The following is a 15,106-nucleotide window of genomic DNA, read 5'->3' on the forward strand; positions in this document are numbered from 1 at the left end:
AACGTAGAACTAAAATCACAGGTGAGGCGCACGCTTTCCCGATGACCAAGTCGGGCAGGGTCCCAATCAAGCGAGGTTCCTGTTACAAGTGCGCTTACTAAGTGCTCTTGCTGGAGGAGGCCGCTGTGGACACCCGCGACATCCAAGCACTCACCGCCGTCAAGCTCTATTACGGCGAGGGGCTCACACAGTCTCAGGTTGCAACCGAACTCGGGGTTTCCCGCCCAACGGTCTCTAAACTGCTCAACCTTGGCCGTGAGCGCGGTTACGTGCGCATTGAAATCCACGACCCGCGCGAGGAAGCCTCAGAGACCGCGACGCAGATGCGGGATCGCTACCAGCTCAACGATGTGCGCCTGGCGCAACCGGCACGCGCTGGCAACGCGGTCTTGCTCCGCGAGTTGGGGCGTGTGGGCGCCGAGCTTCTCGACGAGCTGGTGGTCGACGGTACCCTTCTCGGTGTTTCGTGGGGTAAGACCATGTACTCCGTATCCACGCAACTGAAGTCCAAGGATGTCTCGGGCGTGGAAATTGTGCAGCTCAAGGGCGGAATGAGTCATTCCGATAAGTCGACGAATGACATCCGCACTATTGGCGGGTTCTGCCACGCTTTCCATGCCTATGCCCGCACATTGCCGCTGCCGGTGATTTTCGATTCGGTCGAGACCAAGCGCATCGTGGAACAGGATCGGTTCATCGCCAGCGTATTGGCGCTTGGCCGGACGGTGGACATTGCCGTTTTCACTGTCGGCGCAGTCGACCATGATTCACTGGCCTTGAACTTGGGGCAGCTGTCGGCAACCGAAAAGGACTTACTCGTGGAGCGCGCAGTGGGCGATGCCTGCTCACGCTTCTACCGCCCGGACGGTGGCATTGCGCTGCCAGAGGTCGATGCCCGCACGGTAGGTATCAGCCTCTCTGACCTGCGCCGGATCCCCACTCGGGTACTTGTGGCCGGTGGCGCACACAAGGCCGAGGCTATCGATGTGGCCCTTCGAACAAAGTTGGCCACTCACTTGGTCATTGACGATGCCACCGCCGAGCGCCTACTTTCGCTCGACTCATCGGACTCACCGGGCTCGCCAGACTCACCCACTAGCTCCACCCCTCCCTCTGCCACGGATTAGCTGTCTCGGGACGCATCAGTACAAAGAACTGACACCCGGGCCCGAGAAGCGTCTCTGCCCTCTTCGACCGATAGACTTAAGCGAGCGCAGATGTCCGCATATATGTTGCAGCCGCTGTCCGGTCGGAGAGGACGATTCTTTAGGTGTCACCAGCACAGCAGATCAAGCACACACTCCAGGCCTACGAGTCGGCGGACGCATCTTTTGCTCAGTCCGCGAAGAAGTTGCCACCCGTGGGGTGGAAAGGAGCGCTCTACGCTCTCAAGCGTGCGGGTATCGAGTTTTTCTTGGAGCTCGGTTTCGACGCCGCCGCGAAGTTGACTTACTACACGGTGCTAACCTTCGCACCCGCACTGCTTGCGATTTACTCAATTGCCACGCTGATGTTGGCCGGTTACACCGATGACCTCAACCGACTGACCGAGGATTTCATCCGCAGCTACATTCCAGCTGAGTATGCCGAACCGATTCGCAATGTCATCTCAACGATTATCGGCTCCGCCACGGGCGGTCTCGTCGCACTGACTATCGGTATTGTCTTTGCGCTGATTTCGTCGTCGGCCTACACGCGCGCATTTTCGCGCACGGGTAACTCCATCTATGGCGTATCCGAAGGCCGCACGCTTATTCGCTACCACCTGCTCATGGTCGCCATTACGCTATTGCTGCTCATTGGCACGGTGGTACTGCTCATTGCGATTGTTGTCAATGACCAGCTAGTTATCACCATCGTCGAACCGGTTGCCCGCCCGTTGGGTATTGAATCGACCACGCGACAGGTCATTGACTTCTGCATCTCCGTCTGGAGTTGGCTGCGCTGGCCGGTCATTATCGTCATGTCGATGATTCTGATTGGCTCGCTGTACTACTTCACACCGAATGTGCGCATGCGCAAATTCCGCTGGCTCAGTACCGGTTCGGCACTGGCAATTATCAGCTCGCTGGGTATTGGCAAGGCATTGCAGCTTTACCTGTTCAACTTTGCGGCTTCAAACCCCTACGGCGCCATGGGTGCCGTCATTGCTCTCATGACTGCACTTTGGGGCATTAATGTCGTCGTGGTCTTCGGCTTCAAGCTGGATGCCGAGGTTGAGAGGATGCGCCAACTGCGCGCCGGCCTGCCCGCAGAGCGATACATCCAGCTTCCACCCCGAGCTACCGCGGCCGCCGAGGGCGAGCAGAAAATCCATCAGAATCTAGAAAAGCAGGCGGCCGAATTCCGAACTGAGGAACCCGACCGCCTGGATAAAATGCCAGCAGAAGCAACTGAAGATTTTTCCTCGCAGCCCGCTGCTGAGACTGACCCTGCTACCGATCCGTTCCAGAAGATCGACTAGCAGGGCCAGTAACTAACCACACAGCAAGCACCTAGCTATAGCGCAATCACACCCACAATTGCAGCGTTGAGCAGGTTGGTGCACAGACCCGCAATCAGCGCCAGCGGACCGTTCTTGGCAATCTCACCGCGACGCTCCGGCGATAGCGCACCGAAGGAACCGATCTGAATTGCAATGGAAGACAGGTTGGCGAAGCCAGCCAGGGCGAAGGTCGCCAACATGATGGACTTCGGATCCAGCGAGTCGACGTGCTCCGAGAACGAGGTGTAGCCGACGAACTCGTTCAGAATCGTCTTCTCACCAATGAAGCTACCGACCAGCCCTGCGTTCTCCCACGGCACACCAATCAACCAGGCAATCGGCGCGAAGATTAGGCCGAACAGCCCCTCCAGTGACCAGTTTTCCTGACCGAACCAGCCGCCGATGCCGCCAATCATGGCCGACAGCATCGCAATCACAGCGATGAACGCAATCAACAGACATGCCACAACCACAGCGATACGACCGCCGGCCAACGCACCCGATCCTAGCGCGTCAATGACGTTCTTCGACTCAGTGTCGCGGACATCCTTCACCGACGCATCCAGATCGGATTCCTCCGTCTCCGGCCAGAAAGTCTTCGCAATCAGCAGCGAGCCCGGCGCGTTCATTACCGATGCCGCCAGCAGGTACTCCAATGGCGCACCGAGCAGGGAGTAACCAATCAACGTCGATCCGGCCACCGAAGCAAAACCGCCCGACATACATGCGAACAGCTCCGACTTGGTCAGTTTCGGAATATACGGCTTAACGACGAGCGGAGCCTCCGACTGCCCGAGGAAAATCACCGTGGAAGCGAAGACGGACTCTACCTTCGAGGTTCCCATAATGAACTTCAGTGCGGACCCGACATACTCAACGAAGTACTGCACTACCCGCAGGTAGTAGAGGGCACCGAGGACTGCGCCCAGGAAGATGATCACTGGCAGCACGTTGAGCACGAAGACGAAGTTTTTCCCCGTGCCGTCGAAAAGATTACCGAAGACAAATGAGGTGCCCTCATTTGTAAAGTCGATCATCTTCTCAATGGCACCGGCGACGCTCTTCAACGCCTGGAAGCCGGGTTCCCACTTCAGCACTACCAGCGCGAACACCGCTTGCAGCAGCAGGCCAACGCCGAGCGTGCGCCAGTTAATGGCTTTCCTGTTCTTTGAGATAGCAATGGCAAATCCGATGACGAGGATGATGCCCAGTAAGCCTTGCAGTCTATCCATGACTAAGGTCTTCTTTCTTGATAAAAGAGGCTGTGGTGATGATGCCTACAGGTCCTCGGGACCAAAGGCGTAAGGGAGAATTTTTTCGAAGTCGATGCTGGCCGGAGCGCCTAAACCACCATTTTCCGGGCGCTCGGATTCCACAATGACACGCTTGCACCCAAATTCGTGCAGGACCTGCCGACAGGCACCACAGGGGTGGCACGGTGCCGCCTTTCGCCCGACAATGGCACAGGCCGCAATCTTATGGTTGCCGCCGTGCTCCGCGACCATGCGGAACACGGCTGTGCGCTCTGCGCAGTTGGTCAACCCATAGGACGCATTTTCCACGTTGCAGCCTGTGACCACCGTGCCGTCGTCAAGCAGAAGTGCGGCACCGACCGGAAAACCTGAATAGGGGACGTACGAGTTTTCCGTGGCTGCGTAGGCCTTAGCCAGTAGTTCTTCGTCTGAGATGTGGGACATTGTGCTCTCCCTCCCCGAGCCTGTGCGAGGTGTTTATGCAAACATACTTATGTGGGTACAAATGGAAAGTTAACTATTGACATTTGTTCTAGTGCTGATGATAATCGGAATCAGCAGAGTTCACAAGACCAATATCGCTAAGCACAATCGCCTATAAAAGGAGCGAACAATGGCTGAAAAGTTCGATGTAGTTGACGTCATCAAGGTAAAGCGTGATGGCGGTGAACTCAGTCCGGAAGAGATTTCCTGGGTCATTGACGCCTACACTCGCGGCGTCGTGGGCGATGAACAGATGGCGGCGCTGAACATGGCCATCTTTATCCGCGGCATGAACCGTCGCGAAATTGTGGATTGGACTCAGGCGATGATTGACTCGGGCGAGACCATGAGCTTCGCATCGCTGAGCAAGCCCACCACGGACAAGCACTCCACCGGTGGTGTCGGTGACAAGATCACGCTGCCGCTGGGCCCACTGGTGTCCTCCTACGGCGTGGCCGTCCCGCAGCTGTCCGGCCGCGGCCTCGGCCACACCGGCGGCACCCTGGACAAGCTGGAATCCATTCCTGGCTGGCAGGCTGATGTTCCGAATGACCGCTTGATGCAGATCCTGGAGGATTCCGGCGCGGTCGTCGCAGCAGCCGGTGCGGGTCTGGCACCTGCGGATAAGAAGATTTACGCGCTGCGTGACATCACCTCGACGGTGGACTGCATTCCGCTGATTGCCTCGTCGATCATGTCCAAGAAGATTGCGGAGGGCACCTCCAGCTTGGTGCTGGATGTCAAGGTCGGTTCAGGCGCTTTCATGAAGGATCTGAATCAGGCCCGCGAACTGGCCCGCACCATGGTTGACCTGGGCAACGACGCGGGCGTGAATACCCGCGCACTGTTAACGGACATGTCCACTCCGCTGGGCCTGACCATCGGCAACGCCCTCGAGGTCCGCGAATCGGTGGAGGTTCTCGCTGGCGGTGGCCCCACGGACGTCGTGGAGCTGACCTGTGAGCTGGCCCGAAACATGCTGGAGCTGGCCGGCGTACACGATGCTGACGTGGAGCAGGCTCTGAAGGACGGCCGCGCAATGGATTCGTGGAAGAAGATGATCCGCGCTCAGGGCGGCGATCCGGATGCCGCGTTGCCGGTGGCACCTCACACGCACGATGTGGTTGCGCAGGCTGACGGTTACCTGACCAAGCTGGATGCACTGGCTCTCGGCGTTGGTTCCTGGCGCTTGGGCGCAGGACGTGCTCGTAAGGATGATCCGGTGCAGGCCACTGCCGGTATTGAGATTTTCGCCAAGCCGGGAGACAAGGTGGTCAAGGGTCAGAAGCTGCTCACGCTGCACACTGAAACTCCGGATAAGTTCGAGCGCGCTCTCGAGTCCATCGAGCCGGGCATTGAAATCGGCGACACCGCGCCTACAGCCGAGCGCGAGATTATCCTCGATCGCGTGTCCTAGAAAATTACTGACAGACTCGCGCCGGCGCCACTTCCCGCCCCGAGCCCGCCACCTCCCTACCTTGACGCTCTCTCCCAAATTTCCGAAAGGACTTGATTTCTCCCATGACTTCCCGCGCTGATGTTGCCAAGATGATTGACCACACCCTGCTCAAGCCAGAAGCCACCTCTGACCAGGTCAAGGCTCTTATCGCTGAGGCCGGCAAGCTCGGCACCTACTCCATCTGCATCTCCCCCTCGCAGCTCCCAGTCGAGGTACCGGAAGGCCTGCACATCGCCACTGTCGTCGGCTTCCCCTCCGGCGCGGTAAAGGCCGAGATCAAGGCCGCTGAAGCCGCTCGCGCTGTGGCCGATGGCGCTGAAGAAGTCGACATGGTCATTAACATCGCCTTCGCCAAGGAGCACCGCTTCGACGACCTCGAGGCCGAAATCAAGGCTGTTCGCGATGCCATTCCGGGCAAGGTCCTGAAGGTCATCATCGAGTCGGCCGCCCTGACCGATGAGGAGATCATCGCAGCCTGCAAGGCCTCCGAGTCCGCAGGCGCAGACTTCGTCAAGACCTCCACAGGCTTCCACCCGGCCGGCGGCGCTTCCGCTCACGCCGTGAAGCTCATGCGCGAAACCGTGGGCGACCGCCTGGGCGTCAAGGCTTCTGGCGGTATCCGCGATGCCGCTGCCGCTGAGGAAATGATCGCCGCTGGCGCCTCTCGCCTGGGTCTTTCCTCCTCCGCCGCTGTCCTCGACGGTCTGAAGTAGGCGAACCCCGATGCTCTCCGAACAGCTACAAGCCACCATCACCGATTGGATCGCCCACGATCCGGACGAGGCCACCGCCGCCGAGCTCTCTTCGCTTTACGACGAAGCCAAGGCCGCCAACCCCGATGCGATTGCCGAGCTGGAAAGCCGTTTCGCCGGGCCACTCGAATTCGGCACTGCAGGTCTTCGCGGTGTCGTTGCAGCTGGTCAGTCCCGCATGAACCGTGCCACGGTCATCCGTGCCACCGCTGGCCTGGTTGCGCATCTGAAGAACATTGTGGGCGACGACTTCACCGTGGTCATTGGTTGCGATGCCCGCCACGGCTCCGCCGATTTTCACCGCGATGCCGCTGCGGTTGTCGCCGCAGCCGGTGGCAAGGCCCTGGCTCTGCCACAGCAGCTGCCCACACCGGTGACCGCCTTTGCCGTGCGCCACCTCAATGCCGATGCCGGCATCATGGTCACGGCCAGCCACAATCCACCGAAGGACAACGGCTACAAGGTTTACCTCGGTGGCCGCGCGGTGGAGTCGGATTCCCGCCGAGGCGTCCAAATCATCGCGCCCCATGACAAGCAAATTGCGGACGCCATCGCCGCTGCTCCACCGGCTGATGAGGTCCCGCGTGACTTCGATGCCGTCGAGCAGGTTGGTCCTGAACTGCTGGATGCCTATGTGAAACGGGCGGCTGCGCTCGCAACGACGTCGTCAAGCGAAGAGAAGCAGGCAGCAAAGATTGTTCTCACCCCGATGCATGGTGTCGGTGGCGAGACCATCGTGCGCACACTGAACGCGGCAGGTTTCTCGAATGTCAGCGTGGTTGAGAAGCAGTTCGCGCCGGATCCGGAGTTCCCGACGGTATCGTTCCCGAACCCGGAGGAAGCCGGGGCGCTGGATCTTGCGTTTGAGCTGGCACGTGCTGAAGACGCGGATGTCATCATCGCGGCTGATCCGGATGCGGACCGCTGCTCGGTAGCTATTCCGGACAGCGGCGTCGATGGCGGCTGGCGACAGCTCTCCGGCGATGACATCGGTGCGTTTCTGGGTGAAGTCATCGCTGCGGATGCCGAGGCCCGTGGGATTGCGACCGTGACCAATGATGAGGGCGCAGAGTTCCCAGCCACAATGGCTAACTCGATTGTGTCCTCACGCCTGCTGAGCAAGATTGCTGCAGGTCACGGACTGAATTATCGCGCTACACTGACCGGCTTTAAGTGGATTGCTGGTGTGGACGGGCTCGTCTTCGGCTACGAGGAGGCCATTGGCTACTGCACTGACCCGGCAGTCGTTCGAGACAAGGACGGCGTATCTGCGGCGGTGCGTGTCGCCGACGCGGTGGCGCGACTGAAGGGCCAGGGTCTTGGCATCCAGGACCTTCTGGATGATGTCGCCCGTGCCCATGGTCTCTACAAGACCGCACCGTTGACCTTCCGTGTCGAGGACCGCTCGCTGATCACCAAGGGCATGGACACTCTGCGCGCCAACCCGCCTGCACAACTGGCTGGTTCGAAGGTCACGCAGGTCACGGACATGAATGATGGCCTAGACATGGTCGACGCCAAGGCCGAGAGCTATCACATCCCGCCTACCGACGGCATTCTCATCCTCACCGAGGCCAACGACCGCGTCATTGCCCGGCCTTCCGGCACGGAACCGAAGCTGAAGTGCTACCTGGAAGTCGTGCTGCCGGTCGCTTCGTCCGCGATTCCACACGTGGCCGCGGCCGAGCGGCTCGACCAGATTAAGGCCGAGCTCAAGGAAATCCTGGGGATGTAGCCACTAAGCAGCTACCAGCTACCAGCTACACCTCGCAACAAACTGGGGTGCGCATGAACGAAACGGCCGAAAAATGGCCGTGGGGTTTCACGCGCGCCCCAGTTTCACATATGCAGCCCGGAGTCTTGGACCGGCTCATGAGTTACTGACTAGGTTTATGACAAAAACAAGCAGAAATTAGTGCCGAAACTGACATAAACTTAGGCAGTTTCTCGATGGTCACAGCCTCATTTGAAGCTCACCACCTCATTTCGGGTCTAGCTAAACCCGTTCTGGCCGCATTTTGCGGACGACATGCGTCTCCTAACATGCTTTACAGTTTTCCCAGTAATACAATAAAAGCCGTTAACCGTGTCCCCAGGGGATGGAGCACCATTCGCTACGTGGGTTGGGCTCATCACAGGGGGAACACTTCCTCCTCGTGATTGGTACGTCCAGCATGTCGCATAACGAGTCCCCCAGCTCAGACCCCAACTACAATTCGAATCCTTCCACCGGTTCTTTCGGCCCCGTGTACCCGAACCAGGCACCTCAACCCCAACCACAGCCGCAGCCCCAATTCGCTGCGCAACCGGCACCAACTTTCGCTTACGCAGCCCCGGCGTATCCGCAGCAAAGATCAGGTACTTCCGGCGCAATGATTGCGCTCATTTCAGTGCTGGTCGTGGTCCTGCTGGGCCTGGTTGGCGCGGTACTTTATGTCACCCTGAGTAAAGATGACTCGGTAACTGCGGCCGACACACAGACGGCTGCCACTACACAGGCCGCTGCCGATGCTTCGAGCCAGCCCAACCCACCGGTCACACAGACTGAGACCGTGGTTGTTCAAGATTCGAGTGGCTCATCCGGTAATTCGGGCTCGTCTCGCTCATCGGACCTGGCTGGCGGCAACCTCTCCAGCGCATGGAAGGGCACGTCCTCAACGAGCGATCCGTTCGTTCGAAATGTACACAGCGCCTACGTCCGCTATCGCAATTCCACTGGTGCGGAATCCGGCACCATCACGGCCTACAGCCCAACGACTGGCCTGACCTACAACATGTGGTGCCGCCCATCTGGTAGCAACATCAAGTGCACGGGCGGCCGTAACGCAGTGGTGTACATCGGCTAACGCATACCGCCCACCGCCACGGTCACAGCACTCCAGTCCGCGACCTACGCCACTGCGTCGTCTAGGCCGCCAGCTAGGTCGTGGAAAATGGCCCGGTTGAGACGAAATGCCTTTTTCGCCTCGTCAACCACGGCATCTTTGTCGGCATCCGAAATGCCCAGCTCAGACAGTCTCTGTCGGTAGCCGTCGCGGTAGGGCTTAATTTTTCCGATCGCGGAGAAGTCATAGAATCGGGTTCCCTCCGCACCGATGCCGTAATGCTTGGCCAGCATGGACGCAATCACCTGACCACCAGAAAGATCGCCCAGGTAGCGAACGTAATGGTGTGCCAATGCGGCGTTGGCGTTGCCGTTGCTTTCGATTTCACGAAGCTCGGCCACGTAGTTCTTTGTCGCCTCCACTGGCGAGATCTTTTCCCGCCAATCAGGCCCCACCAAATGTTCAAGGTCGGCCGCCAGAGCCTCCAGGCGCTCCAGCTGTGCATCGTAGACCGCGCTGACCTGCGGCGACTCCGCAGTGGACCGCACGGCCTGCTCCAACGCTTCGTACACAAAGTACAGCTGACCAGTTAGATCGATGGCCGCCTGCGCATTCAGTTCACCCGCAAGCAGCCTCGACATGAAGTCGGAGTTCTCCGCTTCACTGTGGACACCCGCAGTCTCCACTTTGAGTCGCTCTGCCAGGGGCTGAGCAGCCTGCTTGTCACCTTCTTTAATCGTGTTTTCAACCATGGCTTTCTTCTTTCTCTGTGAGGTTCGGAGACTGGGGTGAGAGATTGTGGCCCGCGCGCTGAGGCACCAGCACGGGGTTGCCCGCGGAGTCCTGAAGCACTTCCACACCGATGCCGTAGACTTCGCTGACGGTCTGTGCATCTAGGGTTTCTGCAGGCGGGCCTTGCTTTACGACGCGCCCCTGCGCCACCACCACAACGTGATCGGCATACGCCGCTGCGGCGGACAAATCGTGCAGGACCACGACCACGGCTTTGCCCGCCGCCGCGCGGGCGCGCATCATTCCCATAATTTTTTCGGCATGGTGGAGGTCCAGGGCCGCGGTCGGTTCGTCGAGAAGCACGACGGGAGTGTCCTGGTAGAACACGCGCGCGCTGTGGACGCGGGCGCGCTCGCCGCCGGAGAGGGTCGGGACTTCCCGGTCAAGAAGGTGCGCGACGTCGCATTCAGTGATGACTTCCGCGAGCAGCTCTTCGTTCGGGCAGCCCCAGGGGTTGCGTCCGAAGTTGATGACTTCGCGGCTGGTGAATGGCACGGACAGTTCTTGGCTCTGCACCAGGACGGCGCGGTAGCGGGCCAGGTCGGCGATGGAGAGCTCGGTAATGGAGTGCTCGCCGATCCGGACGTTGCCGCCGCTGAGCTCATGGTCGCCGGAAAGCGCTGCAAGGAGTGTCGACTTTCCAGCACCATTCGGGCCGACCAGCGCGGTGACTTTTCCGGGCTCGGCGACCACGGAAATATCGTTGAGGATGCGGTGACCGTCCAGGGTGATGCTGACATTTTCGGCAGAAATGCCCAGGCCAGAGTGAATTTCCATTAGTGCACCGCCCTCTTCGAACGCAGGAGCAGCCAGAAGAACAGTGGTCCACCGACAATCGAGGTAAGCATTCCCAGTGGCAGGTCCGCACCGGTGATCATGGTGCGGGCCGCAAGGTCGGCCAGCGTTGTGGCCAGCGCGCCGCCGAGGATGCATGCGGGAATCAGCGTGCGATGCGCTGGTCCCAGCAGCAGTCGTGCAGCGTGCGGCACGACCAGGCCGATGAAGACGATGATGCCGGAAAATGCCACGCCAGCCGCCACGACCAGGGACGTGCCAAAAATGATGGCGCGACGCAGCGTGACGACGTTAATACCCAGGTGGCGGGCTTGCGCTTCACCAAGACTCAGAATGTCCAGCTTGCGGTAGCTGACCCACATGGCAATTACGGCTGGAACTGTCACCAGCGTAATGATGACAACCTGCGTCCAGGTGGCGCTGGCAAACGAGCCCATCTGCCAGAACACAATGCGGTCGCGGGCAGCCGTGGAGGCTACGAATGTCAGGAGCGACACCAGACCACCACAGATGGAGTTCACAGCCACACCGACCAGAATGATTCGGGCGATATCGCGGCCACCGTGCGCATTGGCGGCCACAATAGCCGTGGCCACCGCACCACCGATAAAAGCTGAGACCGCAATGGCCCAGCTGCTGGCGAAGACACTCAACACTCCGCCGAGCACCCCGGAAAGCCCGGCGGCGGTGCCCAAAACTGTGGCGGTGGCAGCGCCGACGGCGGCGCCGGAGGAAACGCCGATGAGGCCGGGTTCGGCAAGCGGGTTGCCGAACACCGCTTGCAGCGCCACACCCGCGAGGGCTAGCCCCGCGCCAACGAGGCAGGCCAGCGCGATGCGCGGCAGTCGCACCTGCCACAGCACAGTATCGATGGGCTCTGGCGCATCACCGAGACCGCCATTGAACACTAGCCTCACCATTGAGCTCAGTGATTCGCCGATGGTGGCGCCGAACTGCCCTACGGAGGCCGACCAACCTATTGCCAGCACCAGCGCTAGGGCGAGTCCAATGAAAACGGCCGCCTGTCTGAACGGACTAGTTTTGTTCGCGGTTGTCTGCATTGCTCAGCCAGTCACTTCCCCGCAGTCTTGTCAGCACCGTAGAGAGCATCCGCAATGGCGCGGATCGCACGCGGCGACTGCGAGTCAAAGGACAGCAGCTGCGAATCGGGCACGTCCACAACGGACTCATTCTGGCCCGCCGGGGTCTGTGCGATACCCGGGATTTCCTTCAAGCCTTCAATCCCGCCGACGGACTCCAGGCCACCAGACATAACCAGGATGGTGTCTGGAGCCGCAGCGATGAGCGACTCTGGCGTAATCGGCGTGAACGCACCTTCAATACCCACGCCCTCACCGGCATCAACACCGCCGAGACGAGTGATCAGAGAACGCCCACCAGAATCCGGTCCCGCAATCATGGCCACACCGGTTCCGCGCACGTAGAGAATCATCATCTTGCGGCCATCGGCCTTGGCCTGCGCGTACTCGGTCGCAGCCGCCAGCTCCTTGTCCAGGTGCTCCTTCACCGGGCCAACTTGGTCAGCCAGGCCGACTGCGCCCGCAACCTCGTCGATAAGCGTGTTGATGGTCTCGGGAGTGCGCTCGTCCGACACATGGACGACGGTGATCCCCGCTTTTTCAAACGTGTCGAATACGCGGCTGGGGCCGATTGTGCCATCGGTAATGATGAGCTCCGGCTTCAGCTTCATCACCGACTCAGCATTGACTGCATGTCCGCCAATGGTGAGGTTCGGCAGATCCTTTACCGCCGGGAAATCGGAGGTGGAGTCGCGCCCCACCAGACGGTCTCCGAGGCCAAGCGTGTAGACCGCTCGGCTGAGTGCTCCCGCCCGGTCAAGCGTGAGAATACGCTGGTAGTCCTTATCTTCTGCCGGCTTCGGGTCTTTCAGCAGCACTTCGGGGTTTTCCGAAGGTAGGTTCGCATGCGCGGCACCGTGAGCGGAAATGTTGTCGGCGCGCGGAACCGTCGTCACGCCAGCGCTTGACGACGATGCCCCCTCCCTCGCGGCATCATCGGAACCACAGGCGACTAGTCCTGCGACTAGGACAACACTCAGCAGTGTTCCGGCAAGGCTGCGAACGCGACAGGCAGGCACGGTGAACATATTCCCCCTCTGTGAGCTGACGCTGCACGGAGATAGACGACAAAAAGATTGACTAAATAACGACTAACACTAGTAACAAAGAGCTTAGAAAGGACTTTGCTCTACTCACCCAAAGAATCTTAGGCTATCTTTTAGTTCTAGGTTAGCCTACCCTTAAATAAAGATAGTAATTTCTACAGTTTTTCGGAAGGACGTTACCTCCTATGACTACTCGTACACTCCAGCGTCGCGCGGCTTTCCTGGCTGTTCCGGCCGTCGCCGCACTTCCACTTCTCGCCGCCTGTGGCACAGATGACGCGGACGATGCCGCACAGGATGCTACCAACGCCTCGGAAACCACCAGCTCGGCTGCAGATCAAGAAACCGACGCCAGCGCCGGCGAAGTAACCATGGAGGCCGAGCCGGTCAACGACCTCTCCGAGGGCGATGTCATCTCCGTCGACCTGTCTGGTCTCGACCCCGACTACGGCTACTACGCCGCACTCTGCGCCGCCGAGAAGGCTCCAGGCAACCCCGTCCCGGACTGCACCGGTGACCGCAGTGCCGGCACCCAGTCGCAGCAGTGGATTACCAAGAAGTCCGGCGGCACCACCACCATCGCCGACGACAACACCGCACACTTCGAGCTCAGCGTTGTGCCCACCGGCGAGGCCGTGGACTGCACCCAGCAGGACTGCGTGCTGAAGCTCTTCGGTGACCACAGCGAGGGCTTCGAGGACATCACCGAGATCCCGGTTACTTTCGCTAAGTAGGCCAAACCACACACGCGCAGGCGTCGCAGTCCTAGGCTAAGAGCCATGGAAACCGACCAGCCTGCGACTGCTTTAGAAGCGGCACCGCGCCGCATCACACTCCTGCCCGGCGACGGCATCGGCCCTGAAATCACCGATGCCTGCCGAGGACTCATCGCCGATGTCTTCCCCCACTGGGAGCTAACAGAGGCACAAATTGGCTGGTCACAGTGGTGTGCGCACGGCAATCCCGTCCCACAGGAAACCTGGGAAACACTTGCGCGCAGCGATGCCGCTCTGCTCGCGGCGATTACCTCCAAGCCCGCTCGCGAGGCCGAGGAAGAACTAGCACCGCATCTGCGCGGTACCGGCCTGACTTACCGCTCCCCTGTTCTCCAGCTGCGCCAGCGTCTCGACCTCTTCGCCAACATCCGCCCGGTCACCCTGCCCGGCGCGACTGCCGATTTCACCATCGTCCGCGAAAACACCGAGGGCCTCTACAGTCACGACTATCTCCTCCCGCCTCACGACGCCCCGGCCGACTCCCCGCACCACCACCTGTGGGCAGAGGTAGTGGAGGACTCGACGGTGACTCGCGCCGTCGATAAGCGTGGCGAAGTTGCGGTTTCTTTGCGCGTGACGACGTCCTTTGCGTGGCACCGCCTTGCGCGACAGGCTGCCAAGTTGGCTCTCGCGCGGCAGGCGGCAAACCCCGATTCGGAGGCCACGCCGACGGTGACGGTGGCGGACAAGCCGAATATCCTGCGGGACTCTGCGCGTGTGATTCGCGGGGCAGTTGAAGAGGTGGCGGAGGAGTATTCGCAGGTCGCATTCGATTTTGCCAATGCGGATGCCGTGGCAATGCAGCTGGTGACCGACCCGGCGCGCTTTGATGTCATCATCGCGGAAAACCTTATCGGCGACATCCTCAGTGACATTGGTGCAGGACTGATTGGCGGGCTGGGGCTGGCGGCGTCGGCGAATGTTGGCGACGACTTTGCGGTTTTCGAGCCCGTGCATGGTTCGGCACCGGACATTGCCGGGCGCGGCATCGCCAACCCGGCTGCGTTTTTGCTCTCTGCAGCAATGTGCGCGGAGCATCTTGGGCATCCGACCTCGGAACTTGCGCCGGCTGCCAAGCTGCGCGAGGCCGTCTACGCCGCGACACGCACTGCCGCGACGCCAGACCTCGGCGGAACCGCGACTACCAGCGAGTTTGTGGCTGCGGTGCGGGCGGAGCTGGGGTTGTAGGCATTGACTCGATTACGAAGCGCAATTAAAGTGGTTGCTATCAATCCCAGCCGTTGACCCTCCGCCGATAAGGAGAGCGCCGATGACTGGGATTACTCATAGGGGGAGGGCCAAGAAATATGGGGTTAAGTAAAGAAAAGTGTGTCTTTTCC

14 protein-coding genes are annotated in these 15,106 nt (G+C 60.1%); 8 read left to right on the plus strand and 6 right to left on the minus strand.

The window, feature by feature from the left end; all coding sequences use genetic code 11:
- Nucleotides 1-125 precede the first annotated feature (125 nt).
- Nucleotides 126-1,127: a sugar-binding transcriptional regulator gene (locus HMPREF2562_RS00685; RefSeq protein WP_049172610.1), complete on the plus strand. Its 1,002-nt coding sequence runs from the start codon at nucleotides 126-128 to the stop codon at nucleotides 1,125-1,127.
- Between the two features lie 143 nt (nucleotides 1,128-1,270).
- On the plus strand, nucleotides 1,271-2,464 hold the full coding sequence (locus HMPREF2562_RS00690; protein WP_224783750.1) for a YihY/virulence factor BrkB family protein: 1,194 nt from the start codon (nucleotides 1,271-1,273) through the stop codon (nucleotides 2,462-2,464).
- A 35-nt stretch (nucleotides 2,465-2,499) separates the two neighbouring features.
- Here HMPREF2562_RS00690 and HMPREF2562_RS00695 read toward each other — a convergent pair whose 3' ends face one another.
- Both HMPREF2562_RS00695 and HMPREF2562_RS00700 read right to left on the minus strand, forming a co-directional pair.
- Complete coding sequence (locus HMPREF2562_RS00695; protein WP_048732023.1) at nucleotides 2,500-3,717, minus strand: NupC/NupG family nucleoside CNT transporter; 1,218 nt, start codon at nucleotides 3,715-3,717, stop codon at nucleotides 2,500-2,502.
- Between the two features lie 45 nt (nucleotides 3,718-3,762).
- Nucleotides 3,763-4,182, minus strand: a complete 420-nt coding sequence (locus tag HMPREF2562_RS00700) for a cytidine deaminase (protein WP_049189792.1) — start codon at nucleotides 4,180-4,182, stop codon at nucleotides 3,763-3,765.
- 169 nt (nucleotides 4,183-4,351) lie between these two features.
- On the opposite strand from HMPREF2562_RS00700, the gene HMPREF2562_RS00705 reads away from it, so the two are divergent.
- From HMPREF2562_RS00705 to HMPREF2562_RS00720, 4 genes are all read left to right on the plus strand, one after another.
- Nucleotides 4,352-5,638 carry a thymidine phosphorylase gene (locus tag HMPREF2562_RS00705; RefSeq protein ID WP_070549373.1) on the plus strand — a complete coding sequence of 429 codons (1,287 nt, stop codon included), beginning with the start codon at nucleotides 4,352-4,354 and terminating at the stop codon, nucleotides 5,636-5,638.
- 104 nt (nucleotides 5,639-5,742) lie between these two features.
- Entirely contained in the window at nucleotides 5,743-6,393 is a 651-nt protein-coding gene (gene deoC / locus HMPREF2562_RS00710; protein WP_070549375.1) for a deoxyribose-phosphate aldolase, read from the plus strand.
- Between the two features lie 10 nt (nucleotides 6,394-6,403).
- Complete coding sequence (locus HMPREF2562_RS00715) at nucleotides 6,404-8,167, plus strand: phospho-sugar mutase (RefSeq protein WP_070549376.1); 1,764 nt, start codon at nucleotides 6,404-6,406, stop codon at nucleotides 8,165-8,167.
- Nucleotides 8,168-8,588: 421 nt separating this feature from the next.
- Complete coding sequence (locus HMPREF2562_RS00720) at nucleotides 8,589-9,278, plus strand: hypothetical protein (protein ID WP_246819310.1); 690 nt, start codon at nucleotides 8,589-8,591, stop codon at nucleotides 9,276-9,278.
- 44 nt (nucleotides 9,279-9,322) lie between these two features.
- Here HMPREF2562_RS00720 and HMPREF2562_RS00725 read toward each other — a convergent pair whose 3' ends face one another.
- The 4 genes from HMPREF2562_RS00725 to HMPREF2562_RS00740 are packed head-to-tail and all read right to left on the minus strand — an operon-like array spanning nucleotide 9,323 to nucleotide 12,972.
- Nucleotides 9,323-10,009 carry a biliverdin-producing heme oxygenase gene (locus HMPREF2562_RS00725; protein WP_049193904.1) on the minus strand — a complete coding sequence of 229 codons (687 nt, stop codon included), beginning with the start codon at nucleotides 10,007-10,009 and terminating at the stop codon, nucleotides 9,323-9,325.
- The gene (locus tag HMPREF2562_RS00730; RefSeq protein WP_083295679.1) at nucleotides 10,002-10,826 is read right to left on the minus strand and encodes a heme ABC transporter ATP-binding protein; all 825 of its coding nucleotides are present in this window, start codon (nucleotides 10,824-10,826) and stop codon (nucleotides 10,002-10,004) included. The genes HMPREF2562_RS00725 and HMPREF2562_RS00730 overlap by 8 nt, the downstream gene beginning before the upstream one ends.
- Nucleotides 10,826-11,905 (minus strand): FecCD family ABC transporter permease, encoded by a 1,080-nt coding sequence (locus HMPREF2562_RS00735; RefSeq protein ID WP_016421808.1) that lies wholly within the window; start codon nucleotides 11,903-11,905, stop codon nucleotides 10,826-10,828. The genes HMPREF2562_RS00730 and HMPREF2562_RS00735 overlap by 1 nt, the downstream gene beginning before the upstream one ends.
- 11 nt (nucleotides 11,906-11,916) lie before the next feature.
- Nucleotides 11,917-12,972: a heme/hemin ABC transporter substrate-binding protein gene (locus HMPREF2562_RS00740; RefSeq protein WP_049193908.1), complete on the minus strand. Its 1,056-nt coding sequence runs from the start codon at nucleotides 12,970-12,972 to the stop codon at nucleotides 11,917-11,919.
- A 203-nt stretch (nucleotides 12,973-13,175) separates the two neighbouring features.
- Here HMPREF2562_RS00740 and HMPREF2562_RS00745 point away from each other — a divergent pair, with 203 nt between their 5' ends.
- On the plus strand, nucleotides 13,176-13,724 hold the full coding sequence (locus HMPREF2562_RS00745) for a neocarzinostatin apoprotein domain-containing protein (RefSeq protein WP_049172509.1): 549 nt from the start codon (nucleotides 13,176-13,178) through the stop codon (nucleotides 13,722-13,724).
- A gap of 45 nt (nucleotides 13,725-13,769) precedes the next feature.
- A complete protein-coding gene (locus tag HMPREF2562_RS00750) occupies nucleotides 13,770-14,954 on the plus strand; it encodes an isocitrate/isopropylmalate dehydrogenase family protein (protein ID WP_049193910.1) in 1,185 nt (394 codons plus the stop codon).
- Nucleotides 14,955-15,106 lie beyond the last annotated feature (152 nt).

It is taken from the genome of Corynebacterium sp. HMSC077G07 (assembly GCF_001809225.1).
Taxonomy (GTDB): domain Bacteria; phylum Actinomycetota; class Actinomycetes; order Mycobacteriales; family Mycobacteriaceae; genus Corynebacterium; species Corynebacterium jeikeium_D.